Source organism: Terrabacter ginsenosidimutans, from assembly GCF_039539425.1.
In the GTDB taxonomy this organism is placed as follows: Bacteria; Actinomycetota; Actinomycetes; order Actinomycetales; family Dermatophilaceae; genus Terrabacter; species Terrabacter ginsenosidimutans.
On record NZ_BAABDC010000003.1, the window covers coordinates 219,249 to 244,539 of the forward strand.

26 protein-coding genes are annotated in these 25,291 nt (G+C 71.8%); 5 read left to right on the top strand and 21 right to left on the bottom strand.

The genetic code is table 11. The annotated features are described in order from the left end of the window. Positions 1-26 precede the first annotated feature (26 nt). From ABD831_RS11330 to ABD831_RS11360, 7 genes are all read right to left on the bottom strand, one after another. Entirely contained in the window at positions 27-2,330 is a 2,304-nt protein-coding gene (locus ABD831_RS11330; protein WP_344946052.1) for a heavy metal translocating P-type ATPase, read from the bottom strand. Beyond that, positions 2,327-2,548 (bottom strand): heavy-metal-associated domain-containing protein, encoded by a 222-nt coding sequence (locus ABD831_RS11335; RefSeq protein WP_344946056.1) that lies wholly within the window; start codon positions 2,546-2,548, stop codon positions 2,327-2,329. Before ABD831_RS11335 ends, ABD831_RS11330 begins: the two co-directional genes overlap by 4 nt. Positions 2,549-2,615: 67 nt before the next feature. Next, positions 2,616-2,897, bottom strand: a complete 282-nt coding sequence (locus tag ABD831_RS11340) for a metal-sensing transcriptional repressor (protein WP_142179365.1) — start codon at positions 2,895-2,897, stop codon at positions 2,616-2,618. 52 nt (positions 2,898-2,949) lie between these two features. After that, the gene (locus tag ABD831_RS11345; RefSeq protein WP_344946066.1) at positions 2,950-3,357 is read right to left on the bottom strand and encodes an MmcQ/YjbR family DNA-binding protein; all 408 of its coding nucleotides are present in this window, start codon (positions 3,355-3,357) and stop codon (positions 2,950-2,952) included. A gap of 117 nt (positions 3,358-3,474) precedes the next feature. Further along, positions 3,475-4,887, bottom strand: a complete 1,413-nt coding sequence (gene purB, locus ABD831_RS11350; RefSeq protein ID WP_344946069.1) for an adenylosuccinate lyase — start codon at positions 4,885-4,887, stop codon at positions 3,475-3,477. Between the two features lie 108 nt (positions 4,888-4,995). Beyond that, on the bottom strand, positions 4,996-5,787 hold the full coding sequence (locus ABD831_RS11355) for a VOC family protein (protein ID WP_344946072.1): 792 nt from the start codon (positions 5,785-5,787) through the stop codon (positions 4,996-4,998). A gap of 5 nt (positions 5,788-5,792) precedes the next feature. After that, positions 5,793-6,338, bottom strand: coding sequence for a low molecular weight protein-tyrosine-phosphatase (locus ABD831_RS11360; RefSeq protein ID WP_344946075.1), 546 nt, complete (start codon positions 6,336-6,338; stop codon positions 5,793-5,795). A gap of 119 nt (positions 6,339-6,457) precedes the next feature. Here ABD831_RS11360 and ABD831_RS11365 point away from each other — a divergent pair, with 119 nt between their 5' ends. Together ABD831_RS11365 and ABD831_RS11370 are read left to right on the top strand one after the other, a co-directional pair. After that, positions 6,458-6,877 carry a YybH family protein gene (locus tag ABD831_RS11365; protein WP_344946078.1) on the top strand — a complete coding sequence of 140 codons (420 nt, stop codon included), beginning with the start codon at positions 6,458-6,460 and terminating at the stop codon, positions 6,875-6,877. Positions 6,878-6,886: 9 nt separating this feature from the next. Continuing rightward, positions 6,887-8,236 (top strand): MFS transporter, encoded by a 1,350-nt coding sequence (locus tag ABD831_RS11370; RefSeq protein WP_344946081.1) that lies wholly within the window; start codon positions 6,887-6,889, stop codon positions 8,234-8,236. A gap of 57 nt (positions 8,237-8,293) precedes the next feature. Here the strand turns inward: ABD831_RS11370 and galE are convergent, their stop codons facing one another. The 7 genes from galE to ABD831_RS11405 form a co-directional block, all read right to left on the bottom strand. Then, on the bottom strand, positions 8,294-9,316 hold the full coding sequence (gene galE, locus ABD831_RS11375; protein ID WP_142179360.1) for a UDP-glucose 4-epimerase GalE: 1,023 nt from the start codon (positions 9,314-9,316) through the stop codon (positions 8,294-8,296). Between the two features lie 52 nt (positions 9,317-9,368). Continuing rightward, a complete protein-coding gene (locus ABD831_RS11380; protein ID WP_344946086.1) occupies positions 9,369-10,265 on the bottom strand; it encodes a M56 family metallopeptidase in 897 nt (298 codons plus the stop codon). 36 nt (positions 10,266-10,301) lie between these two features. Further along, positions 10,302-10,733 carry a BlaI/MecI/CopY family transcriptional regulator gene (locus ABD831_RS11385; protein WP_344946089.1) on the bottom strand — a complete coding sequence of 144 codons (432 nt, stop codon included), beginning with the start codon at positions 10,731-10,733 and terminating at the stop codon, positions 10,302-10,304. Between the two features lie 12 nt (positions 10,734-10,745). After that, positions 10,746-12,602 (bottom strand): thiol reductant ABC exporter subunit CydC, encoded by a 1,857-nt coding sequence (gene cydC, locus ABD831_RS11390; RefSeq protein ID WP_344946092.1) that lies wholly within the window; start codon positions 12,600-12,602, stop codon positions 10,746-10,748. Beyond that, positions 12,599-14,290: a thiol reductant ABC exporter subunit CydD gene (gene cydD, locus ABD831_RS11395; protein ID WP_344946095.1), complete on the bottom strand. Its 1,692-nt coding sequence runs from the start codon at positions 14,288-14,290 to the stop codon at positions 12,599-12,601. The genes cydC and cydD overlap by 4 nt, the downstream gene beginning before the upstream one ends. Positions 14,291-14,351: 61 nt before the next feature. Beyond that, complete coding sequence (gene cydB / locus ABD831_RS11400; RefSeq protein ID WP_344946098.1) at positions 14,352-15,401, bottom strand: cytochrome d ubiquinol oxidase subunit II; 1,050 nt, start codon at positions 15,399-15,401, stop codon at positions 14,352-14,354. A 16-nt stretch (positions 15,402-15,417) separates the two neighbouring features. Then, positions 15,418-16,896, bottom strand: coding sequence for a cytochrome ubiquinol oxidase subunit I (locus ABD831_RS11405; protein ID WP_344946101.1), 1,479 nt, complete (start codon positions 16,894-16,896; stop codon positions 15,418-15,420). Between the two features lie 183 nt (positions 16,897-17,079). On the opposite strand from ABD831_RS11405, the gene ABD831_RS11410 reads away from it, so the two are divergent. Both ABD831_RS11410 and ABD831_RS11415 read left to right on the top strand, forming a co-directional pair. Next, entirely contained in the window at positions 17,080-18,075 is a 996-nt protein-coding gene (locus tag ABD831_RS11410; protein WP_344946104.1) for a hypothetical protein, read from the top strand. After that, the gene (locus tag ABD831_RS11415; RefSeq protein ID WP_344946107.1) at positions 18,072-18,446 is read left to right on the top strand and encodes a GntR family transcriptional regulator; all 375 of its coding nucleotides are present in this window, start codon (positions 18,072-18,074) and stop codon (positions 18,444-18,446) included. Before ABD831_RS11410 ends, ABD831_RS11415 begins: the two co-directional genes overlap by 4 nt. 21 nt (positions 18,447-18,467) lie before the next feature. Here the strand turns inward: ABD831_RS11415 and ABD831_RS11420 are convergent, their stop codons facing one another. Continuing rightward, on the bottom strand, positions 18,468-18,683 hold the full coding sequence (locus ABD831_RS11420; protein ID WP_344946110.1) for a hypothetical protein: 216 nt from the start codon (positions 18,681-18,683) through the stop codon (positions 18,468-18,470). A gap of 298 nt (positions 18,684-18,981) precedes the next feature. Here ABD831_RS11420 and ABD831_RS11425 point away from each other — a divergent pair, with 298 nt between their 5' ends. Continuing rightward, a complete protein-coding gene (locus tag ABD831_RS11425) occupies positions 18,982-19,554 on the top strand; it encodes a hypothetical protein (RefSeq protein WP_344946113.1) in 573 nt (190 codons plus the stop codon). 68 nt (positions 19,555-19,622) lie between these two features. Here ABD831_RS11425 and ABD831_RS11430 read toward each other — a convergent pair whose 3' ends face one another. The 6 genes from ABD831_RS11430 to ABD831_RS11455 all read right to left on the bottom strand — a co-directional run bounded on the left by ABD831_RS11430 (position 19,623) and on the right by ABD831_RS11455 (position 25,139). Beyond that, positions 19,623-20,423, bottom strand: a complete 801-nt coding sequence (locus ABD831_RS11430; RefSeq protein ID WP_344946116.1) for a DUF402 domain-containing protein — start codon at positions 20,421-20,423, stop codon at positions 19,623-19,625. A 22-nt stretch (positions 20,424-20,445) separates the two neighbouring features. Then, complete coding sequence (locus ABD831_RS11435; RefSeq protein ID WP_344946119.1) at positions 20,446-20,871, bottom strand: nitroreductase/quinone reductase family protein; 426 nt, start codon at positions 20,869-20,871, stop codon at positions 20,446-20,448. A gap of 74 nt (positions 20,872-20,945) precedes the next feature. Then, entirely contained in the window at positions 20,946-22,277 is a 1,332-nt protein-coding gene (gene paaK / locus ABD831_RS11440) for a phenylacetate--CoA ligase PaaK (RefSeq protein ID WP_344946122.1), read from the bottom strand. A gap of 101 nt (positions 22,278-22,378) precedes the next feature. After that, complete coding sequence (locus ABD831_RS11445) at positions 22,379-23,242, bottom strand: amino acid ABC transporter ATP-binding protein (RefSeq protein ID WP_425582814.1); 864 nt, start codon at positions 23,240-23,242, stop codon at positions 22,379-22,381. Continuing rightward, positions 23,242-24,234 (bottom strand): amino acid ABC transporter permease, encoded by a 993-nt coding sequence (locus ABD831_RS11450; RefSeq protein ID WP_344946125.1) that lies wholly within the window; start codon positions 24,232-24,234, stop codon positions 23,242-23,244. Before ABD831_RS11450 ends, ABD831_RS11445 begins: the two co-directional genes overlap by 1 nt. Then, positions 24,231-25,139 (bottom strand): ABC transporter substrate-binding protein, encoded by a 909-nt coding sequence (locus tag ABD831_RS11455; protein WP_344946127.1) that lies wholly within the window; start codon positions 25,137-25,139, stop codon positions 24,231-24,233. Before ABD831_RS11455 ends, ABD831_RS11450 begins: the two co-directional genes overlap by 4 nt. Positions 25,140-25,291 lie beyond the last annotated feature (152 nt).

Sequence of the window (25,291 nt, forward strand, 5' to 3'; positions counted from 1 at the left end):
AACCGTCACGGCGCGGCCTCGCGGGATCAGCGGCCCCAGCGCTTGAGGCGCAGTGAGTTGCTGACGACGAGCACCGACGACAGGGCCATCGTCGCGCCGGCGATCATCGGGTTGAGCAGGCCGAAGGCGGCGAGCGGGATCGCCGCCGTGTTGTAGCCGAACGCCCAGGCGAGGTTCTGCTTGATGATCCGCAGCGTCTCGCGGGACAGGCCGATGGCGTCGCCGACCGCGTCGAGGTCGGGGCGCACGAGGACGATGTCGGCGGAGTCCATCGCGACGTCGGTGCCGGTCCCCATCGCCAGGCCGAGGTCGGCCTGGGCGAGCGCGGCCGCGTCGTTGACCCCGTCGCCGACCATGGCGACGACCCGGCCGGACTTCTGCAGCTCGGTGACGACCGCGTGCTTCTCGGCGGGCAGCACGTCGGCGCGCACGTGGGACGGGTCGATGCCGACCTGCTCGGCGACGCTGCGGGCGTTGGAGGCGCTGTCGCCGGTCAGCAGGTAGGGCGTGAGACCCAGCGCCCGCAGCCGGGCGATCGCAGCCTTGGACGACTCGCGCACGGTGTCCTCGACGGTGAGCGCCGCCTGCGCGACGCCGTCCCAGCCGACGAAGACCGTGGTGCCGGCGCTGGCCCGGGCGTGCTCGAGCAGCGCGGGGTCGACGCTCTCGAAGAGCACGGCCTTGCCGACCGTGACCTCGGTGTCCTTGATCCGGGCGGTGGCCCCCTCTCCGGGGTTGGCCTCGAAGTCGCGGATGCGCGGCAGCTCCAGCCGGGCCAGTCGGGCGCCGCCGACGACGGCCTGGGCGATGGGGTGCTCGCTGCCCTGCTCGACGGCCGCTGCCGCCGTGAGCGCCGCCTTCTTCGACAGCTTGCCGCGCACGGCGATGCTGCGCAGCCGCAGCTCGCCCGTGGTGACCGTGCCCGTCTTGTCGAGCACGACGGTGTCGACGCGGCGGGTGTCCTCGAGCACCTGCGGGCCCTTGATGAGGGTGCCGAGCTGGGCGCCTCGCCCGGTGCCGACGAGCAGCGCCGTCGGCGTCGCCAGACCGAGCGCGCAGGGGCAGGCGATGATGAGGACCGTGACGGCGACCGCCAGCGCCGTGCCGAAGTCGTGCCCCGTCGCGAGCCATGCCGCCAGGGTCATGAGCGCGAGCACGAGGACCACCGGCACGAAGACGGCCGAGACCCGGTCGGCGAGCCGCTGGACGTCCGCCTTGCCGGTCTGGGCGGCCTCGACGAGCCGCTGGATGCCGGCGAGCATCGTGTCGGCGCCGACCCTGCGGGCCTCGACGACGAGGCGCCCGGTGGTGTTGATCGAGCCGCCCGTGACGTCGTCGCCGGGGGAGACGTCGACCGGGGTGGACTCGCCGGTGACGAGGCTCGCGTCGACGGCGCTCGACCCGTCTCGCACCGTGCCGTCGGTCGCGACCTTCTCTCCCGGCCTCACGACGAACTGGTCGCCGACGACGAGCTGGTCCACCGGAATGCGGAGCTCGCTCGTGATCCGCGACTGCGGGTCGATGCGCAGGACCGACACGTCCTTGGCGCCGAGGTCGAGCAGGGAGCGCAGTGCGTCCTTGCCCGAGTCCTTGGCGCGCGCCTCGAGGAAGCGGCCGACGAGCAGGAAGGTCGTGACGACGGCGGCGACCTCGAAGTAGAGGTGCATGCCGCCCTGCACGAGCTCGACCACCGAGTAGCCCCACGCCGCGAGCACCCCAAGCGAGACGAGGGTGTCCATCGTCGAGGCGAGGTGGCGGGCGTTGACGGCGGCCGCGCGGTGGAAGGGCCACGCGCACCAGAACACGACGGGTGTCGCGAGGAGCAGCTCGAGCCAGGGGCCGGCCCCGAACGTCGGCAGCACCATGGCGATCAGCAGGACCGGGACGGTCAGGGCGATCGCGACGACGAGCCGGGGCTTGAGCACGTCCTGGGCGGGCGTGCGGTCCGGGTGGTCCTGACCGGGGACGGTGGGCGCGGTCGTGGTCTGGGGTGCGCGGGCGGCATCGCGGACCTTCTGCCGGGCCAGCTCCTGGGCCCGCAGCTTGTCGAGGAGGGCGCCGGCGGCGGGGCGCACACCGTCGATGACGGTGGCGCCGTAGCCGGTCTTGTGCACCTCGGCGACGATCTGGTCGATCGTGACGGGGGCCGTGAAGGAGACGAGCGCCTTCTCGGTGGCGAGGTTGACCGTCGCGGACTCGACGCCGGCGACCTTCGCCAGCTTGCGCTCGATGCGGGCCGAGCAGGAGGCGCAGGTCATGCCGGTGATGGCGAGGCGGACCTCGTCGGGGTCCCGCTTCGCCGTGGCCACCGGCGCCTGCCCCTCGCTCATCGGAGGCTGTAGCCCGCCTCGGCGACGGCGTCGGCGACGACGGCCGGGTCGAGGGGGGCCTCGCTCGTGATGGTGACGGGTGAGTCCTCGCCGGGGTGCAGGTCGACCGCGACCGCGAGGACGCCGGGCAGGGTGGACAGCTCGCTGCTGACGGCGGCGGTGCAGTGGCCGCAGGTCATGCCGGCGACGGTGATCTCGGTCTGGGTGGTCTGGCTCATCGGGTGCCTCCTCTGGTGGGGGGTGGTCAGGGGTCGGTGCCGGTCGGTACCGGCTCGGTGTCGTCGATCAGCTGCGCACGAGGCGGGCGATCGCGTCGGCGGCTTCGCGGACCTTCTCGGTCGCGGCCTCGTCGGACTCGCGGGCGGCGTCGACGACGCAGTGCGCCACGTGGTCCTCGAGCAGGCCGAGGCTCACGGCTTGCAGGGCCTTGGTGATGGCGCTGACCTGGGTCAGGATGTCGATGCAGTAGGTGTCGGTGTCGACCATCTTCTGCACACCGCGCACCTGCCCCTCGATGCGGCGCAGCCGCTTCAGGTAGTCGTCCTTGCTGCCGGAGTATCCAGCCATGGGCACCTCCTCGTCTCCCCAACACCATACCCCTGTGGGGTATTTCCCCCGGTCATGAACCGCCGAGCAGCTGCTGTGCGAGCCGCTTCGGCGCCTTGGCCAGCCAGGCATCGGTGACGACCTCGCGGAGCTCGTCGACCGTGAGCCTCCCGAGGTCGCGCTCGAGCAGGAGGACGGCGTTGTAGCCGTTCCAGTGCGGCGTCGTGAACCACGGCGAGTCCGGGTTCGAGACCATGGACTCCTTGTCCTCGGCCGTGCACGAGAAGGCCAGCACGTCGTCGTACGGCTCGCCCGTCTCCGGGTCGAACGCGTCCTTGCGTGGGTCCCGGGCGAAGGCGAACGTCTTGCCGCGGACCTTGAAGACCGGCCGGCCGCCGGTCTCGGGTTCGCGCGTCACCTCGGGCAGCCCGAGGGCGGCCTCGTCGATGTCACGGAGCGTGGCGGCGCGCGAGCGGGACATGCCTTCACACGCTACCGGCGAGTGCCCACTTCTCGACCGGAACCTCGCCGCGGACTCCGTGCGCGAAGTGGCCGGGAGTCGGCGGGAGTGGGCGTTCGACGGGACGGGCGTATGCCGTCAGGCGAGGTGGTCGTCGACGAGCCGGCTCGCGAGGGCGGTGTAGGTCTGCGGCGTCAGTGCCACGAACCGGGCCTCGACGTCGGCCGGCAGGCCCAGTCCGCGGACGAACTCGCGCAGGTCGTCGCCGTTGATCCGGCGCCCCCGGGTCAGCTCCTTGAGTCGCTCGTAGGGCTCCTCCATGCCCGGAACCCCCTGTGCGCCAAGGGCCCTCATGGCCGACTGGATCGGCTCGCCGAGCACCTCCCAGTTCGCCTCGAGGTCGGCGGCCATGCGCTCCGGCACGGCGTCGAGACCGGCGAGGCCGCGGGCGACGTTGTCGAGCGCGAGGATCGAGTGGCCGAAGGCCGTGCCGATGTTGCGCTGCATGCTCGAGTCGGTGAGGTCGCGCTGGAGCCGGCTCTGCACGAGGGTGCCGCCCAGCACGTCGAGCAGCGCGTTGCTCACCTCGAGGTTGGCCTCGGCGTTCTCGAAGCGGATCGGGTTGACCTTGTGCGGCATCGTCGACGACCCGACGGTGCCCTGGCCGCGGACCTGCGCGAAGTAGCCCATCGAGATGTAGGTCCACACGTCGGTGCAGAGGTTGTGCAGGATCCGGTTGAAGCGCGCGACGTCGGCGTAGAGCTCGGCCTGCCAGTCGTGGCTCTCGATCTGCGTCGTCAGCGGGTTCCACGTGAGGCCGAGGCCCTCGACGAACGCGCGCGACACAGCCGGCCAGTCCACGTCGGGCAGGGCCAGCGCGTGGGCGCCGAACGTGCCCGTGGCGCCGTTGAACTTGCCGAGGTACTCCTGGCCCTCGATGCGCCGCAGCTGCCGCCCGAGGCGGTGCGCGAGGACGGCGAGCTCCTTGCCCATCGTCGTCGGCGTGGCGGGCTGGCCGTGGGTGTGCGCGAGCAGCGGCACGTCCTTGAGCTCGCGCGCCATGTCGGACACCTGGGCGACGAGGGCCCTCGCCCTGGGCAGCCAGACCTGTTCGACGGCGCCCTTGACCATGAGGGCGTAGGAGAGGTTGTTGATGTCCTCGCTCGTGCAGCCGAAGTGGATCAGCTCGGCGAGCCCCTTGTCCTCGTCGGCCGGGGCGATCGCCGTGAGGCGCTTCTTGAGGAAGTACTCGACGGCCTTGACGTCGTGGACCGTCACGCGCTCGATCTCACCGAGCTCGGCGACCTCGTCGGTGCCGAAGTCGTCGACGACCGCACGCAGCGCGGCGATCTCGTCGTCGCTGAGCTGCCGCACGCCGGGCACGACGCCGTGGCTCGTCTGGTGGATGAGCCACTCGATCTCGACGTGCACCCGCTGCCGGTTGAGCGCCGCCTCGGAGAGGTGGTCGATGAGGGGCGCGACGGCGGCGCGGTAGCGGCCGTCGAGCGCCCCGAGCGCGATGGGCGGGGTTGCGTCAGCAAGCGAAACCATGCCGACATCCTCCCAGAGCGGGAGGAGTGGTTCGTATGCCGTCCGCCGCGCTCGGGAGGTGACGTGCGGTCCCGGCCACACGGCATACGCCAGCGGTCTGCGCGAGCGTCAGTCCAGGTCGGGCACGAGGAGGGAGAACACCTCTCCCTCGGGACCGCTCAGCACCGCCCCGACGCCGTAGGGGCCGTCGAACGGGCCCTGGAGCAGCCGGGCGCCCAGGTCGAGCGCGCGGGCCACTCCCGGCACGACGTTGCGCGTCGCGAAGGACGCGACCCAGTGCGGCGGGATATCACGCGGCCACTCGTCGTCGATCTCGGCCAGCCCGAAGGCGGGGTTGCCGTCGCCGGTGTGCGCCGTCGCCCAGCGCGGGCCGCCGGGCTCCGTCTCGTCGGTGAACTCGTGCCCGAAGACGGCCGTCTGGAAGCCCTGCACGCGGTCGTAGTCGCGCGTCAGCAGCTCGTTCCAGGTCAGCGACCCAGGCTCGTCGAGGACGCCGCTGCCCGGCAGGTCGCCCGGCTCCCACACGCCGAAGTACGACCCGCCCGGGTCGACGGCGATGAGGGTGTGCGACAGGGCGCCGATGGCGACGGGACGGCCGAGGGTGCGCCCGCCGTAGGCGTTGATGGCCCGGGCTGCCACCTCGATGTCACCGACGCGGAGGTAGGTGGTCCACTGGCTCGGGATCGGGGCGGAGTCCGGCTTGCGGCTGATCCCGGCGACGGGATGGCCGTCGAGCAGCGCCATGGTGTAGCCACCGGTGGACGGGTCTCCTGCGAGCCACTGCCAGCCGAAGAGGTTGCTGTAGAAGGCCTTTGCGCGCGGGACGTCGCTGACGAGCAGGTCGACCCAGCACGGGGAGCCATAGGGATAGTCGGGCACGGTCAGGTTCAGGTCTCGCATCAAGGTCAGGGCTGTTCCACGTCCGCCGGGTGCTGCGCGTGGTCGGCCGAGCGGCCGTCCAGCTGTGCACGGACGTGGTGCAGGATGCCACGGCACGCGGCCTCCACCTCGGCGAAACACCGGGCGAAGTGCTCCTCGCCGCCGTACCACGGGTCGCCGGTCTCGAGGGTGCCGGCTTCGACGGCATCCGGGTCGAACTCACGCACGAGCCGGATCTTGCCACGGTTGTGCGGCGTCCGGGCAAGCCGGTTCAGGGTGCGCACGTGCCCTTCGTCGGACGCGAGCACCAGGTCGACCTCGTCGAACTCGTCGGGGTCGAACTCCCGCGCCCGGTGCCGCGACCCGTCGTAGCCGTGCTGGGCGAGCACCTTCACGGTGCGTGGGTCGGCGTGCTCGCCCACGTGCCAGTCGCCGGTGCCGCTCGAGCTGACCCGGACGTGCTCGGACAGGCCGGCGTCGTCGACCATGCGCTGGAGGATCACGTGCCCCATGGGAGACCTGCAGATGTTGCCGCTGCACACGAAGGTGACGTGAAGTGGGCGCGACGACATGATGCCCATTGAACACCGCGGAGCGGGCATCGAGGCCCGAAGCGAGGTGACTCATCGTCTCCGGAGTCGACAGATGCCCGCGGGGTGGCGTTGTCGGTGGCCGGTGACACGGTGTGGCCATGACGACGACCGCGCACCCGACCGCTCTGGGGGCCTGCACCCCCGAGGCCCTCGAGTCCTGCTTCGCCGTCGCGGTCGCCCGGAGCGACCTCGACGCGCTCGTGGGGTTGTATGCCGCTGACGCCGTCGTGAGCCTTCCGCGCGGTCGCGAGGCGGCGGGCTCCACCGCCATCCGCCAGGCGCTCGCGGCCGCGCTGGCAGCCGGGGTCCTGGGCGGCGACGGGGCAGCGGTGAGCTCGCGAGCCGTCATCAGCGGTGACCTCGCCATGACCACGTCCACCACCGTCGACGGCAGGGTGCGCACCCAGGTCGCCAGGCGGGCGCCCGACGGCCGGTGGCTGTGGGTCCGCGACGGGGCGCGGCTGCGCGACATCGAGGTGTGCCTCCCCGCGGCGCCGGGGGCTCTGGCGGTGGCGTAGTTTCGCTCCGTGACCGACGCACCTCCCGGCCCCCAGGCGCCGGCGCCGACCGAGAGCCCGCGTCGCTCGCACTTCGTCGACCTGACCCCGCTGCGGGTCAGCCCCGCCTTTGCGCGGCTCTGGTTCGGCAACACCCTCGCCGGAATCGGCACGTTCGTCACCAACACCGCCGTCGGTCTGCACATCTACGACCTGACCCGGTCGACGTTCATGGTCTCGCTCGTCGCGTGGTTCTCGTTGCTGCCGATGATCGTCGCCGGCCTCTACGGCGGTGCGATCGCAGACCGGTTCGACCGGCGCACGGTGGCCCTGTCGGCCTCGACGGTCGCGTGGGCCTCGACGGTCGTGCTCGCGACCATCGCGTGGCTCGGCGCCACCCACGTCTGGATGTTCTACGTCATCACCACCGTCAACGCGGTCGCCGCGACCATCGCGTCGGCGACGCGACAGGCGATCACGCCGCGCCTGCTGCCCCGCGAGCAGCTGCCCAAGGCGGCGGCCCTGCTCGGCATCTCGGCCGGGATCATGGTCACCGTGGGACCCGGCATCGCCGGAGTGCTCGTGGCGCGGGCGGGCTATGCGTGGACCTACACCGTCGACGTCGTGCTCTTCTTCGCCGGCTTCTTCGGCCTCTGGACGCTGCCACGCATCCGTCCCGAGGGGGAGCACGCCTCCAGCGGAGGGTTCCGTTCTGTCGTCGACGGGCTCAGCCACCTCCGGCGTGCCCCCAACGTCCGGATGAGCTTCGTCGTCGACATCATCGCGATGACCTTCGGCCAGCCGATGGTGCTCTTTCCCGCGGTCGGGGCGATCGTCATCGGCGGCGGCTCGGTCACGGCCGGCATCCTGCTCGCGTCGTTCGCCGTCGGCGGCATCCTGTCCAGTCTCGGCTCAGGGCGGGTGACCGGGCTGCGCTGGCAGGGCAGGGCGATCCGCAACTCGATCGTCGTGTACGGCCTCGGCATCCTCGGCCTCGGTCTCGTGCTCGCCGCGACGACGCTCGGCGGCTTCGCCGTCTCCTCGATGGACTTCGGCGACGTCAACCGGTGGGCCCTGGCCGGTGCGGCCCTCTGCCTCGCCGTCTCCGGCGGCGCCGACAACGTCAGCGCGATCTTCCGCCAGTCGATCCTGCAGGCCGCGGTCCCGGACCACCTGCGCGGTCGCACCCAGGGCGTCTTCACCGTCGTCGTCACCGGAGGCCCGCGGCTCGGTCAGATGTTCGCCGGCACGCTCGCCACGCTGACGGCCACGTGGGTGCCGCCCGTCGTCGGTGGCGTGCTCGTCGTCGTGCTGGTCGTCGTCACGGTCGCGCGCGTCACGTCGTTCCGCGACTACGACGCCCTCGACCCCCGCCCCTGAACCCGACCCCCCACCTCGAGTGCGGGGTGCTGGGGGAGGTGGCGAGCCGGGTTCGGGTCAGGCGTCGGCGTCGGGGTAGCCGGTGGGATTGGCGCTCTGCCAGCGCCATGTGTCGACGCACATGTCGTCGATCGTCCGCGTCGCGCGCCAGCCGAGCTCGGCATTGGCCTTGGCGGGATCGGCGTAGGACACCGCGACGTCGCCGGCCCGGCGCTCGACCACGCGGTAGGGCAGCTCCCGGCCCACGGCCCGCTCGAAGGCGTGCAGCATCTCGAGCACCGTCGTGCCGTGGCCGGTGCCGAGGTTCCAGACGCCGACGGGCTCGTCCATGGAGCCGAGCTTGGTCAGGGCCGCGAGGTGTCCCGCGGCGAGGTCCTCGACGTGGATGTAGTCGCGGGCGCCGGTCCCGTCAGCGGTCGGGTAGTCGTCGCCGTAGACCTGGAGGTACTCGCGCCGGCCGACGGCGACCTGCGAGATGTAGGGCACGAGGTTGTTCGGGATGCCCTGCGGGTCCTCGCCCATGGTGCCGCTGACGTGCGCGCCGACCGGGTTGAAGTAGCGCAGCAGGGCGAAGCGCATGCTCGGGTGGGCCACGGCGACGTCGCGCAGGATCTGCTCCTGCATGACCTTGGTCCAGCCGTACGGGTTGGTCGCCGAGGTCGCGCGGTCCTCGGTGGCGGCCTCCTGGTTGGTGCCGTAGACCGTGGCGGACGAGCTGAAGACGAGCTTGTCGACCCCGTGGCGGCGCATGGCCCGGACGAGGGAGAAGGTCGAGCCGAGGTTGTTCTCGTAGTACTCGAGCGGCAGCTCGACGCTCTCGCCGACGGCCTTGAGCCCGGCGAAGTGGATGACGGCGTCGATGTCCTCGCTGGCGAAGAGGTGCTCGGTCTTGTCGTGGTCCGTCAGGTCGAAGGCATGCACCGGCAGGTGCTTGCCGGTCAGCGCCTCGAGGCGGTTGACCACCGTCGGCTTGCTGTTGGCGAAGTTGTCGACGATGAGCACGTCGTGCCCTGCCGCGATGAGCTGGACCACGGTGTGCGAGCCGATGTAGCCGGCTCCGCCGCTGACGAGTACGCGCATGGCGCCACCCTACCGATCCGGGAGACCCGCCCGGCAGAGGCTCGGGACCGGCTCAGACGAGCGTCAGCTCGGCGATCGCGACGGAGTAGAGCGCGAGGGGCGCGGCGACGAGGAGGACCGACACGGCATACATGCCTGCGGCAGCGAACGGCAGCGGCAGCCCGCCGATCCGCTCGGCGTCGAGCAGGCCGATCCGTGCGGTGGCGACCCGGGTGCTGTCGGCCATCGCCATGGCGCCCGCCGGCTTGGGGCCGCCGGCCATCGCGACGATGGCGCGTCCGGTGCTGACCGGACCTGCGTGCCGCACAGCGGCACGGTCGGCGAGGACCTCGATGAGCAGGTGCACCTCGCGCAGCGCGGCGTCGCAGCGCAGGAAGCCCGGCATCGCCTCGTGGACGACGGTGAAGAACTCCATGACGAGGTCGTGCCGGGCGCTGAGGTGGGCGCGCTCATGGGCGAGGACCGCGGACAGCTCCGCGGGCTCCAGCCGGTCGAGCGTGCCCTGGGTCAGCACGACGCGGCGCCGCACGCCCGGGACGCAGTAGGCCGTCGGGGTCGTGTGCTCGAGCACCCGCATGTGCCGGTCGGCGCCCTCGCCGGGGACCCCGAGCAGGTCGACGAGGTCGCGGTGGCGCCGACGGGCCGCGCGCAGGTTGCGGCCCACGCGGTCGGCCGACAGGAGCAGCCGCACGGCGACGACCCCGCTGAGGGCGGCAGCGACGGCGAGCACGACCCAGTGCTCCGAGAGTCGCACCTGTCGCCCGACGAGCAGCGGGATCGCGGCCGGGGCGGCGAGCAGCGCGGCCAGCACGGCGGCGACGGCCGTCGACTGCCACAGCACGAGAGCGGCCCGGGGGGCTCGCCTCAGCTCCGTCGCTCGCGCCAGGGCGCGCGGGACCGGCCACGCGAGCAGGATCGCGAGGACGACGAGGGCCGCGACGAGGAGCACAGGATCAGTGTGGAGGGCGACGGGTGCGGTCGGGGGTCAGCCGGCCAGATCGGGGCGGCGGGCCTCGTTGTCGGGGCGGCGGGCCTCGAGCTCGGCCAGCGCGGCCTTGAGCTCGTCGAGCTCCTCCGGCGTCGACTCGTCGAGGAAGTGGAGCAGCGCCGTGCGGCGCTTGTCGCCGGCGAGCTCGCCGAGGGTGTGGTGCAGCGACTCGGACGTCAGCTCGGCGCGCGTCGACGCCGCGGTGTAGCGCCAGGCCCGGCCGTCACGTTCGCGGTGGACGAGGTCCTTCTTCGCCATCCGGTCGAGGACCGTCATGAGGGTCGTGTAGGCGAGCCCGCGGTCGACCCCGATGGCGTCGTGGACCTCGCGCACGGTGCGGCCCTCGGGGTGGGCCTCGGCGGTCGTCCAGAGCTCTTCCATGACGACGCGCTCGAGGTCGCCGAGACGGTTGCGTGGGGTGGTGGGCATGGTGCTTCCAATCTACCGACGTGGGGGGTCGGGTTCGTGCGTGCGGTCGGCCGGCTGGGCGTCCGGGTCCGCCTGGTGGTGTGCGGTGCTGGGTGACATCGTCCCCGATGGTCGGCGCCGCACCGCGACGACGCGGTCGAAGAGCTCGGCGCCGTCGTCGCGGTGGGTCACCATGATGATCGTCTGACCGGGCAGGTCGGTGCCCGTCCCCTGGTTCGTACCCGGTGCGGCCGTGCGTCGCGTCAGGTCCTCGACGACCGCCCGGGCGGTCGGCGGGTCGAGGTGCGCGACGGGTTCGTCGAGCAGCACGATCGGGCGCCCGCTCACGTGGGCCCGGGCGATGCCGAGCCGGGCGCGCTCGCCGCCGGAGAGCCCACGTCCGGTGGAGCCGAGCGTCGTGTCGAGACCGTCGGGCAGGGTCTCGACGAGCGGGCCGAGCCCGGCGGCGCGCAGGGCGCTCTCCATGGCGGCGTCGTCCGCGTCGGGGCCGGCGAGGGCGAGGTTGCCCCGCAGCGTCGTGCCGAAGACGTGGGTCTCGTCGTCGACGACGGCGATCCGGGCTCGTGTCTGCTCGAGCGGCTGGCTGGGCGCATCGCTGCCGCCGAGCCGGTAGGTGCCGCCGGACGGGTCGAGGTGGCGGGCGAGCACGGCGAGCAGCGTCGACTTGCCGCTGCCGTTGGGACCGGTGATCGCGATGCGGCTCCCGGCCGGCACGTCGAGGTCAGTGGGGGTGAGGTCGGCCCGCGCTCCCGTCCACGAGGCCGTGAGGCGTCGCGTTTCGACGTCGCTGCTGGCGTATGCCGTGTGCCCGGGTCGGGTGGGTCCGGTGGCGTCGTGCGCGTGGCCCGGGACGTCGGCGACGGCCGGCTCGAGGTCGAGCAGGGCGTCGATGCGGTGCTCGCTGCCGCGGGCCCGGGCCAGGGCTCGCATGGCGTCGACGAGGGGCGTGATCGCCTCCGAGACCGCGACCGGCGTGAGGACGAGGAGGGCCTTGACCGGGGCCGAGACGGGGAGGTCCTGGGCGATGACCGCGGTGACGGCGACGGCGGCGCCCACCGCGACGAGGAAGAGGGAGGCCGCGGACGCTCGACCGGCACTGATGCGCCGGGTGACCCGGTCGAGGGAGCCGTGGGCGTCGTCGAGCCACCCGATCGCGGTCGCCCAGCCACCGACGGCGCGCAGCTCGCTGGACTGGCTCGCGACCAGCTCGCTGACGCGTGTCACGTCGGCACGGGCGGCGAGCAGCTCTGGGAGGGAACGGGACTCGAGCCGAACGGCCAGTCCGCTGATGAGGCACACCACGACGCCGAGGCCGAGCATGACGAGCCCGACGGGCAGGGCGATGACCATGGTCAGGGCGATGACGATGCCGCCGGCGACGGCCGTCGAGATGACGGGGACGGTGACCCGCACCTGGGCGTCGACGACGTCGGTGAGGTCGTCGACGACCCCGGTGAGCACGTCTGACCGTCGGCGGCGCCCGAGCCGGGCCGGCGTCAGCGGGATGAGGGCCTCGTAGGCGGACGTCCGGCGCTCGGCGAGCAGAGCGAGGGCGGCGTCGTGGCTCGTGAGCCGCTCCCAGTAGCGGAAGACCGGCCGTGCCATGCCGAACGCGCGGACGACGACGATCGCGGTGAGCAGGGTGAGGATGACGGGGCGCTCGGAGGCGCGGACGATGAGCCAGCCGGAGGTGGCGGTCAGGGCCATGCCCGAGGCGGTCGCGATGCCGCCGAGCAGGCCACCGCGGACCGTGCCGGCAGAGGGCCACCAGACCCTCCGCGACGGCCTCGCGGTTCGGGGTGATGGCGGCAGTGACGCCGGCTCCGGGATCACCGAGACCCGGGGGGTCTCGGGTGCGGGGGTGCTCATCGGTCGCCTTCCTCTCCCGCGGTTCGAGGTGGTCGCGAGAGGGTCCCGGCGTGCGGGATCACCTCGAGCCGGGCGCCGTCGCGAACGGGTGAGGCTGCGGACGTGGGTGCGGGTGCCGGTGCGGCGAGGGCGACGTGGTGGTCGGCGTGGGCGAGCAGCTCGTCGCGGTGCGTCACGGCGATGACGACGCGGCGCTCGGCGAGCTCGGCCACGAGGGCCGCGACGTGCTCGGCGCCGTCCGGGTCGAGGTGCGCGGTCGGCTCGTCGAGGAGCAGCAGCGTCTCCGGCGCGAGCCAGGCCCGGGCCAGCGCGAGACGCTGGCGCTGGCCGGCCGAGAGCCCGAAGCCGTCGTCGCCGAGGTCGGCGGACAGCCCGCCGGGCAGGGCCGCGACGACCCCGTCCACCTCGATCGCCCGCAGGGCCTCCCACAGCTGGTCGTCGGTGGCCGGGTGGCCGATCGTCAGGGCCGAGCGCACCGACCCGGTCGTGAGGAACGGCCGCTGCGTGACGTAGTGCGACGCGGGTGCCTCGACGGTGCCGGAAGCCGGCCGACGGAGTCCGGCGACCAGGTCGAGCAGCGTCGACTTGCCGACTCCCGAGGGGCCGGTCACCACGGTGAGCCCGGGCGCGGCCACGAGGTCGAGGTCACGGATGACGGGGACGGGCGACCCGGCATACGCGAACGTCACGCCGGTGAGTCGCACCTCCCCGGCACGGACACCCGTCGTCGCGGTGGGACCGGGTGCGGCGGGCGTCGGCTCGAGCTGGGCGAGGATCGCGTCGAGCGCGACGGCGCCGTCCGCGGCCGCGTGGTACTCCGCGCCCACCCGACGGACGGGCCAGTAGGCCTCGGGCGCGAGCAGGATCGCGACGAGAGCGGGACCCAGGGCCATCGACCCGGTCGAGAGCCGCAGGCCCACCGTCACGGCGACGATCGCGACGGAGATCGTGGCGAGCAGCTCGAGCGCGGCCGAGGAGAGGAACGCGATGCGCAGCGTCTCCATCGTGGCCCGCCGGTGCCGCTCGCTCACCTCACGGACCGTGGTGACCTGACGGCGCGCCCGGCCGTAGGTGACGAGCGTCGGCAGCCCTCGGACGACGTCGAGGAAGTGACCCGAGAGGGCGGCGAGGGCGGCCCACCGGCGTCCCGTCGACTCGGCCGTGGCCTTGCCGATGAGGGCGGCGAAGACGGGCAGCAGCGGCAGTGTCAGCACGACGACGAGCGCGCTCGGCCAGTCGACGACGACGAGAGTGGCGATGGCGAGGGCCGGCACGACGGCAGCCGTGACCAGCGTCGGGAGGAAGCGGGCGGCATACGGCTCCACGGCCGCGGTGCCCGCGGTCGCGAGCGACACCGCAGCCCCGGCATCCAGGCGCGCGTCCGCGTCGACGGTGCCCCAGCGGCGCAGCAACGCAGCACGCAGCGCCGACGACACGGAGACGCCGGCCCACGCCGCCACCCATTCCGTGACTGCCGCGAGCACCGCGCGCACCGCGAAGAGGCCGAGCAGCCAGGCCAGGGGAGTGGCGAGGTCGGTGCCGTCGACGACCGCGACGACGACCGCCGACAGCGAGAAGGCCGTGGCGATCGTCGCGACGCCGCTCGCGATGCCGGTGGCGGCGAGGACGAGGACGGGCCTCCGGGCGGCGGGGACCGCCCGGAGGAGGCGTGGGTCGAAGGGCTTCACCGAGTCCGTGCTCTCTTCAAGGGGTCGTGGGGCGGACAGTCGATCGGGCGGGGCGCTCGGCTCAGTGCGTCACCTTCTCGAGCGGGGCGTCCTCAGGAATGTGCTTGACGGTCAGGCGCTTCCGGAAGACCCAGTACGTCCATCCCTGGTAGATCAGGACGATCGGCGTGAAGATCAGCGCGACGATCGTCATGACCTTGAGGGTGTAGTCGGTGCTCGACGCGTTGTCGACCGTCAGGCTCCAGGCCGGGTTGGTCGTGCTCGGCATGACGTTGGGGAAGAGCACGAGGAAGTAGGTCGCGACGGCCATGGCGATCGTGACGGCCGTGCCGATGAAGGCCCAGCCCTCGCGCCCGGCCCGGTTGGCTGCGAGGCCGCCGAGGAGGGCGACGGCGGCGACGACGGTGGTGACCCACGAGGCGAGCTTGCCGTCGGTGAGGCCGATCCAGAGGAGCAGCGCCACGGCGAGCACCGCAGCCACGACGCCGACGCGCTCGGCGATCTGACGTGCCTCGAGGCGGATCTTCCCGTCGGTCTTGAGGGCCACGAAGATCGCGCCGTGCGTGAGGAAGAGCGCCACGAAGACGAGCCCACCGAGCAGGCCGGCCGGGTTGAGCAGCGTGAAGAGGTTGCCGGTGTACTCCTTGTTCGCGTCGATCGGAACGCCGCGCACGATGTTCGTCAGCGCGACGCCCCAGAGGAGCGCTGGGACGAGCGAGCCCCAGAAGATCGCCTGGTCCCACCGCGCCTTCCACCGCGCCTCGGGCCGCTTGTGGCGGTACTCGAAGCCGAGGTTGCGCACGATGAGAGCCACGAGGATGAGCAGGAGCGGCAGGTAGAAACCGCTGAACAGCGTTGCGTACCAGTGCGGGAACGCGGCGAACGTCGCGCCGCCGGCCGTGAGGACCCACACCTCGTTGCCGTCCCAGACGGGGCCGATCGTGTTGAGCAGGACGCGACGGCGCTTCTCCGCGTCGGCGGCGTCGGCGGCGTAGCGCCTGCCGCCAAGCACCGGTAGCAGCATGCCGACACCGAAGTCGAAGCCCTCGAGGACGAGGTAGCCCGTCCAGAGAACGCCGAGGACGATGAACCAGAAGGTGGCGAGATCCATTGCAGCTCAGCCCTTCTCAGTAGGCGAAGACGAGGGGTGCGTCCTCGTCCCGGTCGGCGGGGTCCTGCGGCTCCTCGAAGGGCTCGGCCCCCTTGCGGACGTAGTGCAGGAAGAGCTTGATCTCGACGACGGCGAGCGCGCCGTAGAGGAGGGTGAAGACGACCATCGAGGTGATGACCTCCCCCATCGACACGCTCGGCGAGACGCCGTTGGCCGTCGTCATCAGGCCGAAGACCAGCCAGGGCTGCCGGCCGACCTCGGTGAAGATCCAGCCGAAGCTGTTGGCGAAGACGGGAAGGAGCGGAGCGGCCACGGCGGCATACGCCAGCCACCTCGACGTCGGGGTGCGCCCCTTGCGGGTCAGCCAGAGGACGGCGAGCGCGATGGCCACCGTCGCCATGCCGAGGCCGATCATGAGACGGAACGACCAGTAGGTGGTCGGGATGTTGGGGACGAACGCGGTCGCGACATCGGCGACGCGCGGGTTGCCGCTCGCGCCGTAGGTCTGGGCGTACTCGGCCTTGAGGTCGTTGATGCCCCTGACGGCGCCCTTGAAGTCGCCGGTCGCGAGGAAGCTGAGCAGGCCGGGGACCTCGATCAGGGCGTTAGCGTGCGACCCGTCGAGCGAGCCGACCGTCAGCACCGAGAAGGGCGCCCCCTGCCCGGCGGGCACCGAGTCGTAGAGCGCCTCGGCCGCGGCCATCTTCATCGGCTGCACCTCGGTCATGATCTTGCCCTGCACGTCGCCCGAGACGATGACGCCGACGGCCGCGACGAGGGCGAAGACCGCGCCGATGCGCGTGGCCCGGCGATACATCGGGGCGTCGGTGCCGGCGACGTCCTGCGCGTCGTCGGCGGCGCGCTTGGCCTCGCGGCGCATCAGCCACAGCCCCACACCCATGACGACGCCGGCGCCGGCCATGTAGGCCGACAGGACGACGTGCGGGAAGGTGACGAGCTGGACCTTGTTGGTGAGCACGGCGAAGAAGTCGGTGAGCTCGGCGCGACCACTGGCCCTGTTGTACGTGTAGCCGACCGGGTGCTGCATGAAGGAGTTGGCGGCGAGGATGAAGTACGCCGAGAGCACGGTGCCGATGTGCACGAGCCACATCGTCGCGGCGTGCAGCTTCTCCGGGAGCCTGCCCCAGCCGAAGATCCACAGCCCGAGGAAGGTCGACTCGAGGAAGAACGCGAGCAGCGCCTCGATGGCCAGCGGGGCGCCGAAGATGTCACCGACGAAGCGCGAGTAGTCGCTCCAGTTCATCCCGAACTGGAACTCCTGCACGATGCCGGTGACGAGCCCGAGCGCGAAGTTGATGAGGAAGAGCTTGCCGAAGAACTTGGCCAGCCTCATCCACTCCGGGTTGCGGGTGCGTACCCAGGCGGTGTGGAAGACGGCGACGATGAGGGACATGCCGATCGTGATCGGCACGAAGAGGAAGTGGTACACGGTGGTGATGGCGAACTGCCACCGTGCCAGGTCCGTTGCATCCATGGGGGCTCCGCGAGGGTCGCACCAGAACTACATGACGTAGTAGATGCTAGCCGGTGGGATCCCGGGCGACGGCCACGATGTCCAGCCTTGCGCGTGACGCCGCTCACTCCCGCCGCCCCCCTTGACGCTCTTTGTATCAATGGATTGAATGATTGCGACAAAGACGGGGTGAAGGAGATCGGCATGGATGCTCGGGTGATCACGTGGTTCCTCGGGCCGGTGGTGCTGCTCGCGGTGGTCGTCAACCTGGCGCGGTGGGTCGGCGCCGGACGGCTCGATGCCTTCGCGTCCCGTGCCCGTCGCCGGGCCACGCTCGGCTCCGTGGTCGGGGCGCTGCTGGCGTATGCCGTCGCGCAGGGCGGCGTCGACCGGGTCGACGCGTCGTCGTCGGGCGAAGGAGCCACCGCCCACCCGGCCGTGCCGGCGCTCGCGGCCGTCGCCGGCATCGTCGTCGCGGCCCTGTTCGAGCGGTGGGCGCCCCGCGTGCCGTGGCCCGGCTCTCGCCGCGAGGCATCGCTGGGCATCCGCCGCGGCACCGAGTCAGTGCGGTTGACGCGCCACTACGTCGCGGGCCTGGTGCTCTGCGCCGTCGGCCTCGTCGTCGGCTGGGTGACCTCGGGTCCTGACGGCCGGTCGGGCCTGCGCGCGTGGGAGGGCGTCGTCGTGACGACGACGAGCTCGTACCCGGGTCGGGCCTACACGCTCGGGACGCTCGGCGGGCTCGCCCTCCTCGCCGCCGTGACCTGGCTGGCGCTGGGCGCGGTCGACTCCCGTCCGGCGTTCGTCGACGACCCGGAGCTCGACCGGGCGCTGCGCCTCGGGGCGCGCGTCCGGGTGCTGCGATGGTCGGCCGCGGGCGCGCTCGTGACCGCTGCCGGGCTCTGCCTGACGATCGGGCCCTCGCTCAACGACGTGACCCAGCGACTGCGCGGCGCCGTCGAGGTCGCGGGGATGCCCGCCGCGCCTGTCGCCCCGGGGGACTGGACGCAGAACGTCGCCTTCGCGCTGACGGCCCTCGGGGTCGTCGCCCTTGCCGTGGCGCTCTTCTCCCTGCTGTGGGACGCGCCCGCCGTGCCCCGGTCGCGCCGGCCGAAGCAGCCTGCTGCGTCGCCGGTCTCGCCGGTCTCGCGGGTCTCGCCGGGCTCGCCGGTCTCGCCTGAGGGTCTGAGGTCCCGATGACCGACGACCTGCGCATCGCCATAGACCTCGAGGCGGCCGAGCCTCCGTTCGAGCAGGTGCGGGCCCAGCTGGCGGGCCTCATCGCGACGGGCCGGCTGCTGCCGGGGGACCGCCTGCCCACGGTGCGGGCGCTCGCCGCCGACCTCGGCCTAGCCGCCAACACGGTGGCCCGCGCCTTCAAGGAGCTCGAGGGCGCCGGCCTCGTCGAGACGCGCCGGCGGGCCGGCACCGTGGTCGCGTCCGGCGAGCACACGGCCGACGTCGCCGTCATGGCGCTCGCGGCGAAGTTCGCGGCCGCCGCACGGGACGCGGGGCTCGACGCGGCCGCGGCGGTCGACATCGTCAGGGCGGCCCTGCGGGCGCCCAGCTGACGGGTCGCATGCCGTCCGGCGTCAGGCGGGCCGGGCTGGCTTCGCGGTCAGCGGGTTCTGGGCCCCGACGCGCGCCGAGCCGGCCGCTGGTTGAGGCCGGTGCAGCGGGTGGAGGACTCGCGCGACGGAGATGCGGCGTGCCCGGTCGCGGCGGACCTGGGCGACGTCGGGGGCTCGGCGAGTCGTCTGCTCGGACCAGGCTCCGGCGAGCCGTGCGGCGTGCGGGGGGATCATCATGACGTGCTCCTGGAGGTGGAGGGGCGGGTCGGAGCGGTGACCGCTCCCAACGAGTCAGAGGCCCGCGCCGCGCCACTGATACGCCAGTCGCTCCCCACCGTCTCCCCACCGAATCGCCGCGCAATCACCTCTGACCGGGCGCCGGGCATCCCGGCGCGATACCGTGCACCCGCCGTCTACAGGGGGCGGCGGACTCACGAGGGGCACCGATGCTCACCGACCATGCGCTGCACTCACCGACCCGGTCCGTGCTCGGACTGCGCGACGGGCGACGGACGCCGCTGTGCACGGCGGGGTCGTGATGCCGGTCCTCCGGCGCAGGGCCCGCGCGGCGCTCGCTGCCTGGGCCGCGGCGTCGGTCCTCGTCGGTGCGGCCGGCGCCTGCACGAGCGACACGAGCGACACGAGCCGGCCCGCGCCGCCGACCGTCGACGGACCCAGCATGACGACGCTGCCCGAAGGCGGGGGAACCGTCACTGCCGACCGCCTGGACCCGCCGAAGCGGGCCAAGGGCGAGCTGTCGCGCATCGTGGTCCGCAACGCCGACGGCATCTTCTGGGACGGCTCGAAGGAGACCAGGGCCCTGACGCGGAAGGGGCAGAAGTACCGGCTGAGCGGCCGGTGCCTCCCGACGACGACCGGAGGAAGGCTCGTCGTCGAGGTCCTCGGTCCGGGAGGCGGAGGAGCGGTCGAGGGGGAGCCGTCCCAGCCCGTTCCCGGTCCGCCGGTCGCCGCCGTCACGGTGCCGTGCGACGGCAACGAGGTGACGCTCGACGTCGACCGGCTGCCGGCCTCGTCGGGCGAGCTCATGGTCGCTGAGGCCACCAGCCAGGTCTCGGTCGGCTGGGTCGTCCTGTCGCAGGTCACCTAGCCGGCCCGTGTGCCGTTCGTGCTGGGTCGGGGCTGGCCCGGCGACGTCAGATCTCCGCGGTTGATCCGTCAGTCGACGAGGTCGATGTCCCAGCGCTCGTCGTGAGGCAGTCCGGGCGCCGTCCACGACGGGTCGGGCCGCCACTGCGTCCACTCCTCGTCGAAGGGCCAGTCGCGCCGCTCGAAGGATGCCCGCCCGTGCTCGCCGTTGTGCCGGATGGCCTCGGCCTCCTCGGCCGTCCCCCGACCCTGCTCGACCGCGGCCTCCAGCTCGTCGGCGTCCTTGACCTTGACGGTGCCGTCCGCCTCGATCCACAGGTCGAGCACGTGGTCGCCGGTGAAGGTGTCGTGCCCGGCCCGACGGTGGACGGTCTCGAGGTTGACGTACCAGCCGCCGAACTCCCAGCGGTCGTGGACGGCCGGGTCGGCGGGGTCGAGGCCGTCCGGGACGTCCCAGAAGAGCCACACCGACCACGGGACCTCCGCCGGCGCGATCCGCAGGATCCCGGCTCCGCGCCATCGCGTCCGAGCCTGCACACGCTGGGCGTCGCGGAGGAACCGCTCACCCAGGGGCACGGAGCGCAGGTCTGAGCCGTCGGCATACCTCTTCGTCAGCTGCACCGTGCCGGGCGCGAGCCACGCGACCAGGCCACGCTCGTCGTCGCGCACCACCCGCATCGGGGTGGCGGTCTCCGGGCGGCCCGGGCGCCAGCCGTGGTCCCGGTAGCGCCACATGACCGGCTCGCCGACGTCGAGGAAGGGTGCAGTGCCGAGCGGACGGGCACCCTCCGGGGTCGGCACGGGATACGGCGCCAGCACCGGCCCGCCGGTCGGCGGCGTGGCGTCGGGCATCGGCAGGACCTCCGGCATCCGGACACCCTACGGGGCCGTCTCACCGTGTCGGGGTCACCCTCGCGATGGCGATCCGGCGGCCGGCCTTCTGCTCGTAGGGGGCGAAGTTCGGGTAGGTGGTGACGAAGTCGTGCCAACCCGCCTCCCGGGCAGCGCCCTGCAGCACCTCGACGGCGACCGGCATCTGCCGGCTGCCCACCTGGATGGTGGCCGTGTCGGTCGCGCGCAGGTTGCGGATCCACTGCGGCTCCTTCGGCTGCCCGCCGGCGGTCGCGGCGAGGTAGTAGGCGCCACCGCGCTCGATGTACGCGACCGGAACCGTGTGCGGCTGCCCCGAGCTGCGACCGGGAGCCGTGAGCAGCAGCACGGGGCTACCGCCGCGTGCCCTGCCGCCGATCCGTCCGCCGGTGCGCCGGTAGATCCAGGTGGCGGCCGCGTTCCCCGCCCGCCACATGCGTCGAGCCATCGTGCCCATGCTCATCCCTCACTCGGTCCGCAGGCCCCCGATGGTCCGAGTCAAGCACTCCGCGACGGTTCGCGTCAGCCCGTGCCGCGCTCGTCGACGATGCGACGGGCCTTGCCGATGGAGCGCTCGATCGAGCCGGGGTCGCGCACCTCGACGCGGCAGGTCGTGCCGATGTGCGTCTTGATCGCGTGCTGGAGGGTTCGCGCGATCTCGTCGGCGGCGCCGGCATCCAGACGCGTGAGCGGCTCGACGAGGACCGTCAGCTCGACCATCCGACCGGGCTGGGTCAGCACGCACTGGAAGTACGGCGAGAGCCGTGGCTCGGCGAGCACGTGCTCCTCGATCTGCGTCGGGAAGACGTTGACGCCCCGGATGATCATCATGTCGTCGGTGCGCCCCGTGATCTTCTCCATGCGGCGCATCGACGGGACCGCGGTGCCGGGCAGCAGGCGCGTGAGATCCCTGGTCCGGTAGCGGATCACGGGCATCGCCTGCTTCGTGAGCGAGGTGAAGACGAGCTCACCGACCTCCCCGTCCGGCAGGACCTCCTCGGTGATCGGGTCGATGACCTCGGGGAAGAAGTGGTCCTCCCAGATGTGCAGGCCGTCCTTGGTCGTCGCCGCCTCCTGCGCGACACCGGGACCCATCACCTCCGAGAGGCCGTAGATGTCGACGGCGTCCATGCCGGTGCGGCGCTCGATCTCCTGGCGCATGGCCTCGGTCCACGGCTCGGCGCCGAAGATCCCCACCTGCAGGCTCGTCGCGGCGGGGTCGATGCCCTCGCTCTCCATCTGGTCGAGCAGGCTGAGGAAGTAGCTCGGCGTCACCATGATGACCCGCGGCCTGAAGTCCTGGATGAGCTGGACCTGCCGCTCGGTCATGCCCCCGCTGACGGGCACGACGGTCGCACCGAGGCGCTCGACGCCGTAGTGCGCGCCGAGACCGCCGGTGAACAGGCCGTAGCCGTAGGCGACGTGGACGATGTCGCCCGGATGGCCGCCGGCGAGGCGGATCGACCGGGCCATGAGGTCGGCCCACGTGTCGATGTCCGCCTTCGTGTAGCCCACCACGGTGGGACGTCCGGTGGTCCCGGAGCTGGCGTGCACGCGTACGACCTGTTCCCGCGGGACCGCGAACATCCCGAACGGGTAGTTGGCGCGCAGGTCCGCCTTGGTCGTGAACGGCATGCGGGCGACGTCGTCGAGCGACTGCCACTCATCGGGATGAAAACCCTTGGCCTCGAAGGCCGCCCGATAGTGCGGGACGTTGTCGTATGCCGTCCGCACCGTCTGGCGGAGCCGCTCGAGCTGGGTGCCCCGCAGCTCGTCGACCGACATCGTCGGGATCTCGTGGTCGGGCAGCGCCGCGTGCTCGGCAGGGCGGGTGTCGGCTGACTCCGTCGTCATGGTCCCCATTGTGCCCACCTTCCCCGCAACACACCGAGCAGACGCCAACGCCCCACGGTTGCAGCCGTGGGGCGTTGGCAGGTGCTCGGTGTGTTGCGGTTTCACGCCTCCTGGGCGTCGGACGTCTCCTCCTCGTCCTCGGTGCGCATCCGCGCGAGGAACGTCTTGGTCCGCTCGTGCTGCGGGTTGCGGATCACGTCCTTGGGCTTGCCCTCCTCGACGACGACCCCGCCGTCCATGAAGACGACGTGGTCAGCGACATCACGCGCGAAGCCCATCTCGTGCGTCACCACGATCATCGTCATGCCCTGCTTGGCCAGCTCACGCATGACGAGGAGCACCTCGCCGACGAGCTCGGGGTCGAGGGCCGAGGTCGGTTCGTCGAAGAGCATCAGCTTGGGGTCCATCGCGAGGGCGCGAGCGATGGCGACGCGCTGCTGCTGGCCACCGGACAGCTGCGCCGGGTAGGAGTCCGGCTTGTCCGCGAGACCGACCTGCTCGAGGAGCTCGAGCGCGCGGGCCTTCGCCTTCTTCTTGTCGACCCCCCGGACCTGGATCGGCGCTTCCATCACGTTCTGGAGCGCCGTCATGTGGGGGAAGAGGTTGAAGCGCTGGAAGACCATGCCGATGTCGCGGCGCTGGGTGGCGACCTGCTTGTCGGTGAGGTGGTGCAGGTGCCCGCCCTGCTCGCGGAAGCCGACGAGGTCGCCGTCGACCCAGATGCGCCCCCCGTCGATCGCCTCGAGCTGGTTGATGCAGCGCAGGAAGGTCGTCTTGCCCGAGCCCGACGGTCCGAGCAGGCAGACAACCTCGCCGCGGTGCACGTCGAGGTCGATGCCCTTGAGCACCTCGTTGCCGTGGAAGCTCTTCATCACGTTGACGGCATGGACGAGCAGCTGGTCCTCGCCGGTGCGCGAACGCTCGTGCGTCTGCGACGCGCTGGTGGTAGTGGTGTTCTCGGACATCAGGCTCCTCCTGCCCCGGCCGGGCGTGCGAACCGCTTGTTGCTCGGGGTGCCGAAGCCACGGCCGAAACGCTTCTCCAGGAAGTACTGCCCGACCATGAGCACCGACCCGACGATGAGGTACCACGCGGTGACGGCGACGAACGCCGGCATGATGAGCAGCGTCCGGTTGCCGATCGCGCTCGTCTGGTAGAAGAGCTCGGTGATGACGGGGATCGCCGAGAGCAGCGAGGTGTCCTTGACCATGGCGATCGTCTCGTTGCCCGTCGGGGGCACGATGACGCGCATCGCCTGCGGGAGCACGATGCGGCGCATGGCCTGCCCGCGGTTCATGCCGAGCGCCGCGGCAGCCTCACCCTGGCCCTGGTCGACCGAGAGGATGCCGGCTCGCGCGATCTCGGCCATGTAGGCGGCCTCGGAGAGACCGAGGCCGATGATTCCGGCGAGCAGGGTGCTCGAGAACTGGTTGACGTTGAGGGTGAAGAAGGTGAAGTCGCTCGACAGGCCCATGAGCGAGGCGAGCTGCTGGCCGAACGGCACGCCGAAGTCGATCTTGTTGTAGAGGAAGCCGACGCCGCTGCCGATCATGGCGAGCAGGACCAGGCGCGGGATGCCACGGAAGAACCACGTATAGACGAAGGAGACGCCCCGCAGGATCGGGTTGTGGGAGAGGCGCAGCACCGCGATGATGATGCCGCCCACGATGCCGATGGCCATCGAGCCGATCGTCCCGACGATGGTGCCCTTCCAGAGCCCCTCGAGCACGGGCGTCTGCTGCATGATCTCGAGCGCCTTGGGGAAGTTCCACCGCTCGTTGGTCAGGAACGAGTTCACGAGCATGGCGATGACCACGAGGATCACCGCCAACGCGACCCAGCGCCCGGGGTGTCGGACGGGCTTGGCCGTGATGAGGCCGGGCCGGTCGTCCGTGTCGGCTCCGGCCGCCTGGGCGTTCACCGACTCACGCACCGAGTCGCTCGCGGGATGAGTCACGGGTTGACGGCGAAGTTGTCGATCCCGCCGGCCTCGACGGAGTACTTCTTCAGGGCCGCGTCGTAGCTGCCGTCGGCCTTGGTCGCCTTGAGCGCGTCGACGAGGAGGTTCGCGAAGTCGGTCTGGTCCTTGGGCACGACGTAGCCGTAGGGGGCCGAGTCGTAGATGGCGCCGAGCGCCTCGAGCGTGCCCGTCTGCTTCACGGCATACAGCCCGACGGGGGAGTCGGCGAGCATCGCGACCGTCTTGCCGCTCGCGACGTCAGCGGTCACCTGGTCCTGACCGGTCTGGATCACCTGCGTGATGGCCGGCTTGCCCGCATCGGTGCACTTCTTGCTCCGCGCGGCCAGGTCGTCGGCCTGCACGGTGCCCTTCTGGGCGCCGACGCTCTTGCCGCAGACGTCGTCGATGTTGACCTTCTCGGGGTTGCCCTTGGCAACGACCCACTGCGTGCCGGCCTTGTAGTAGCTCACCATGTTGACCTGCTTCTTGCGGTCCGGGTTGATGGTGAAGCTCGAGACGCCCATGTCGTACTTGCCGCTCGTCACGCCGAGGATGATCGTGCCGAAGCCCGCCGGGACGTACTCCGTCTTGAGGCCGAGCTTGGCCGCAACGGCGTTGAAGACGTCGACGTCGAAGCCCTCGACGGTCTTGCCGTCGGAGGCGAGCATCTCGTTGGGGGCGTACGTCGGGTCGGTGCCGACGACGATCTTGCCGGCGGACTTGAGCTTCGCCGGGACCTTGGCGGCGAGAGCCTGGTCGACACCGCCGCCTGCCGCGCTCGCGGATCCGGCTGGGGTGCCGCCGGCCCCCGGCGAGGTGGACAAGGAGTTCGAGCCGCAGGCAGAGAGGGCGAGGCCAGCTGCGACGAGGCCGGTGACGGTGAAGAGGGACAGGCGACGCATCAAAAGGGTCCTTCCGGGGCAAGCAGGTTGTCCGAGAGCCGACGCAACGGCGCGCCTGCTGATTCCGCCGATCCTGCCACCTTTCGCTGCGAGTTCCCACGGATGCGACCGAACCGTTAGCGGGGCCACAGGGGCGCTCCGGGCAGCCTGCC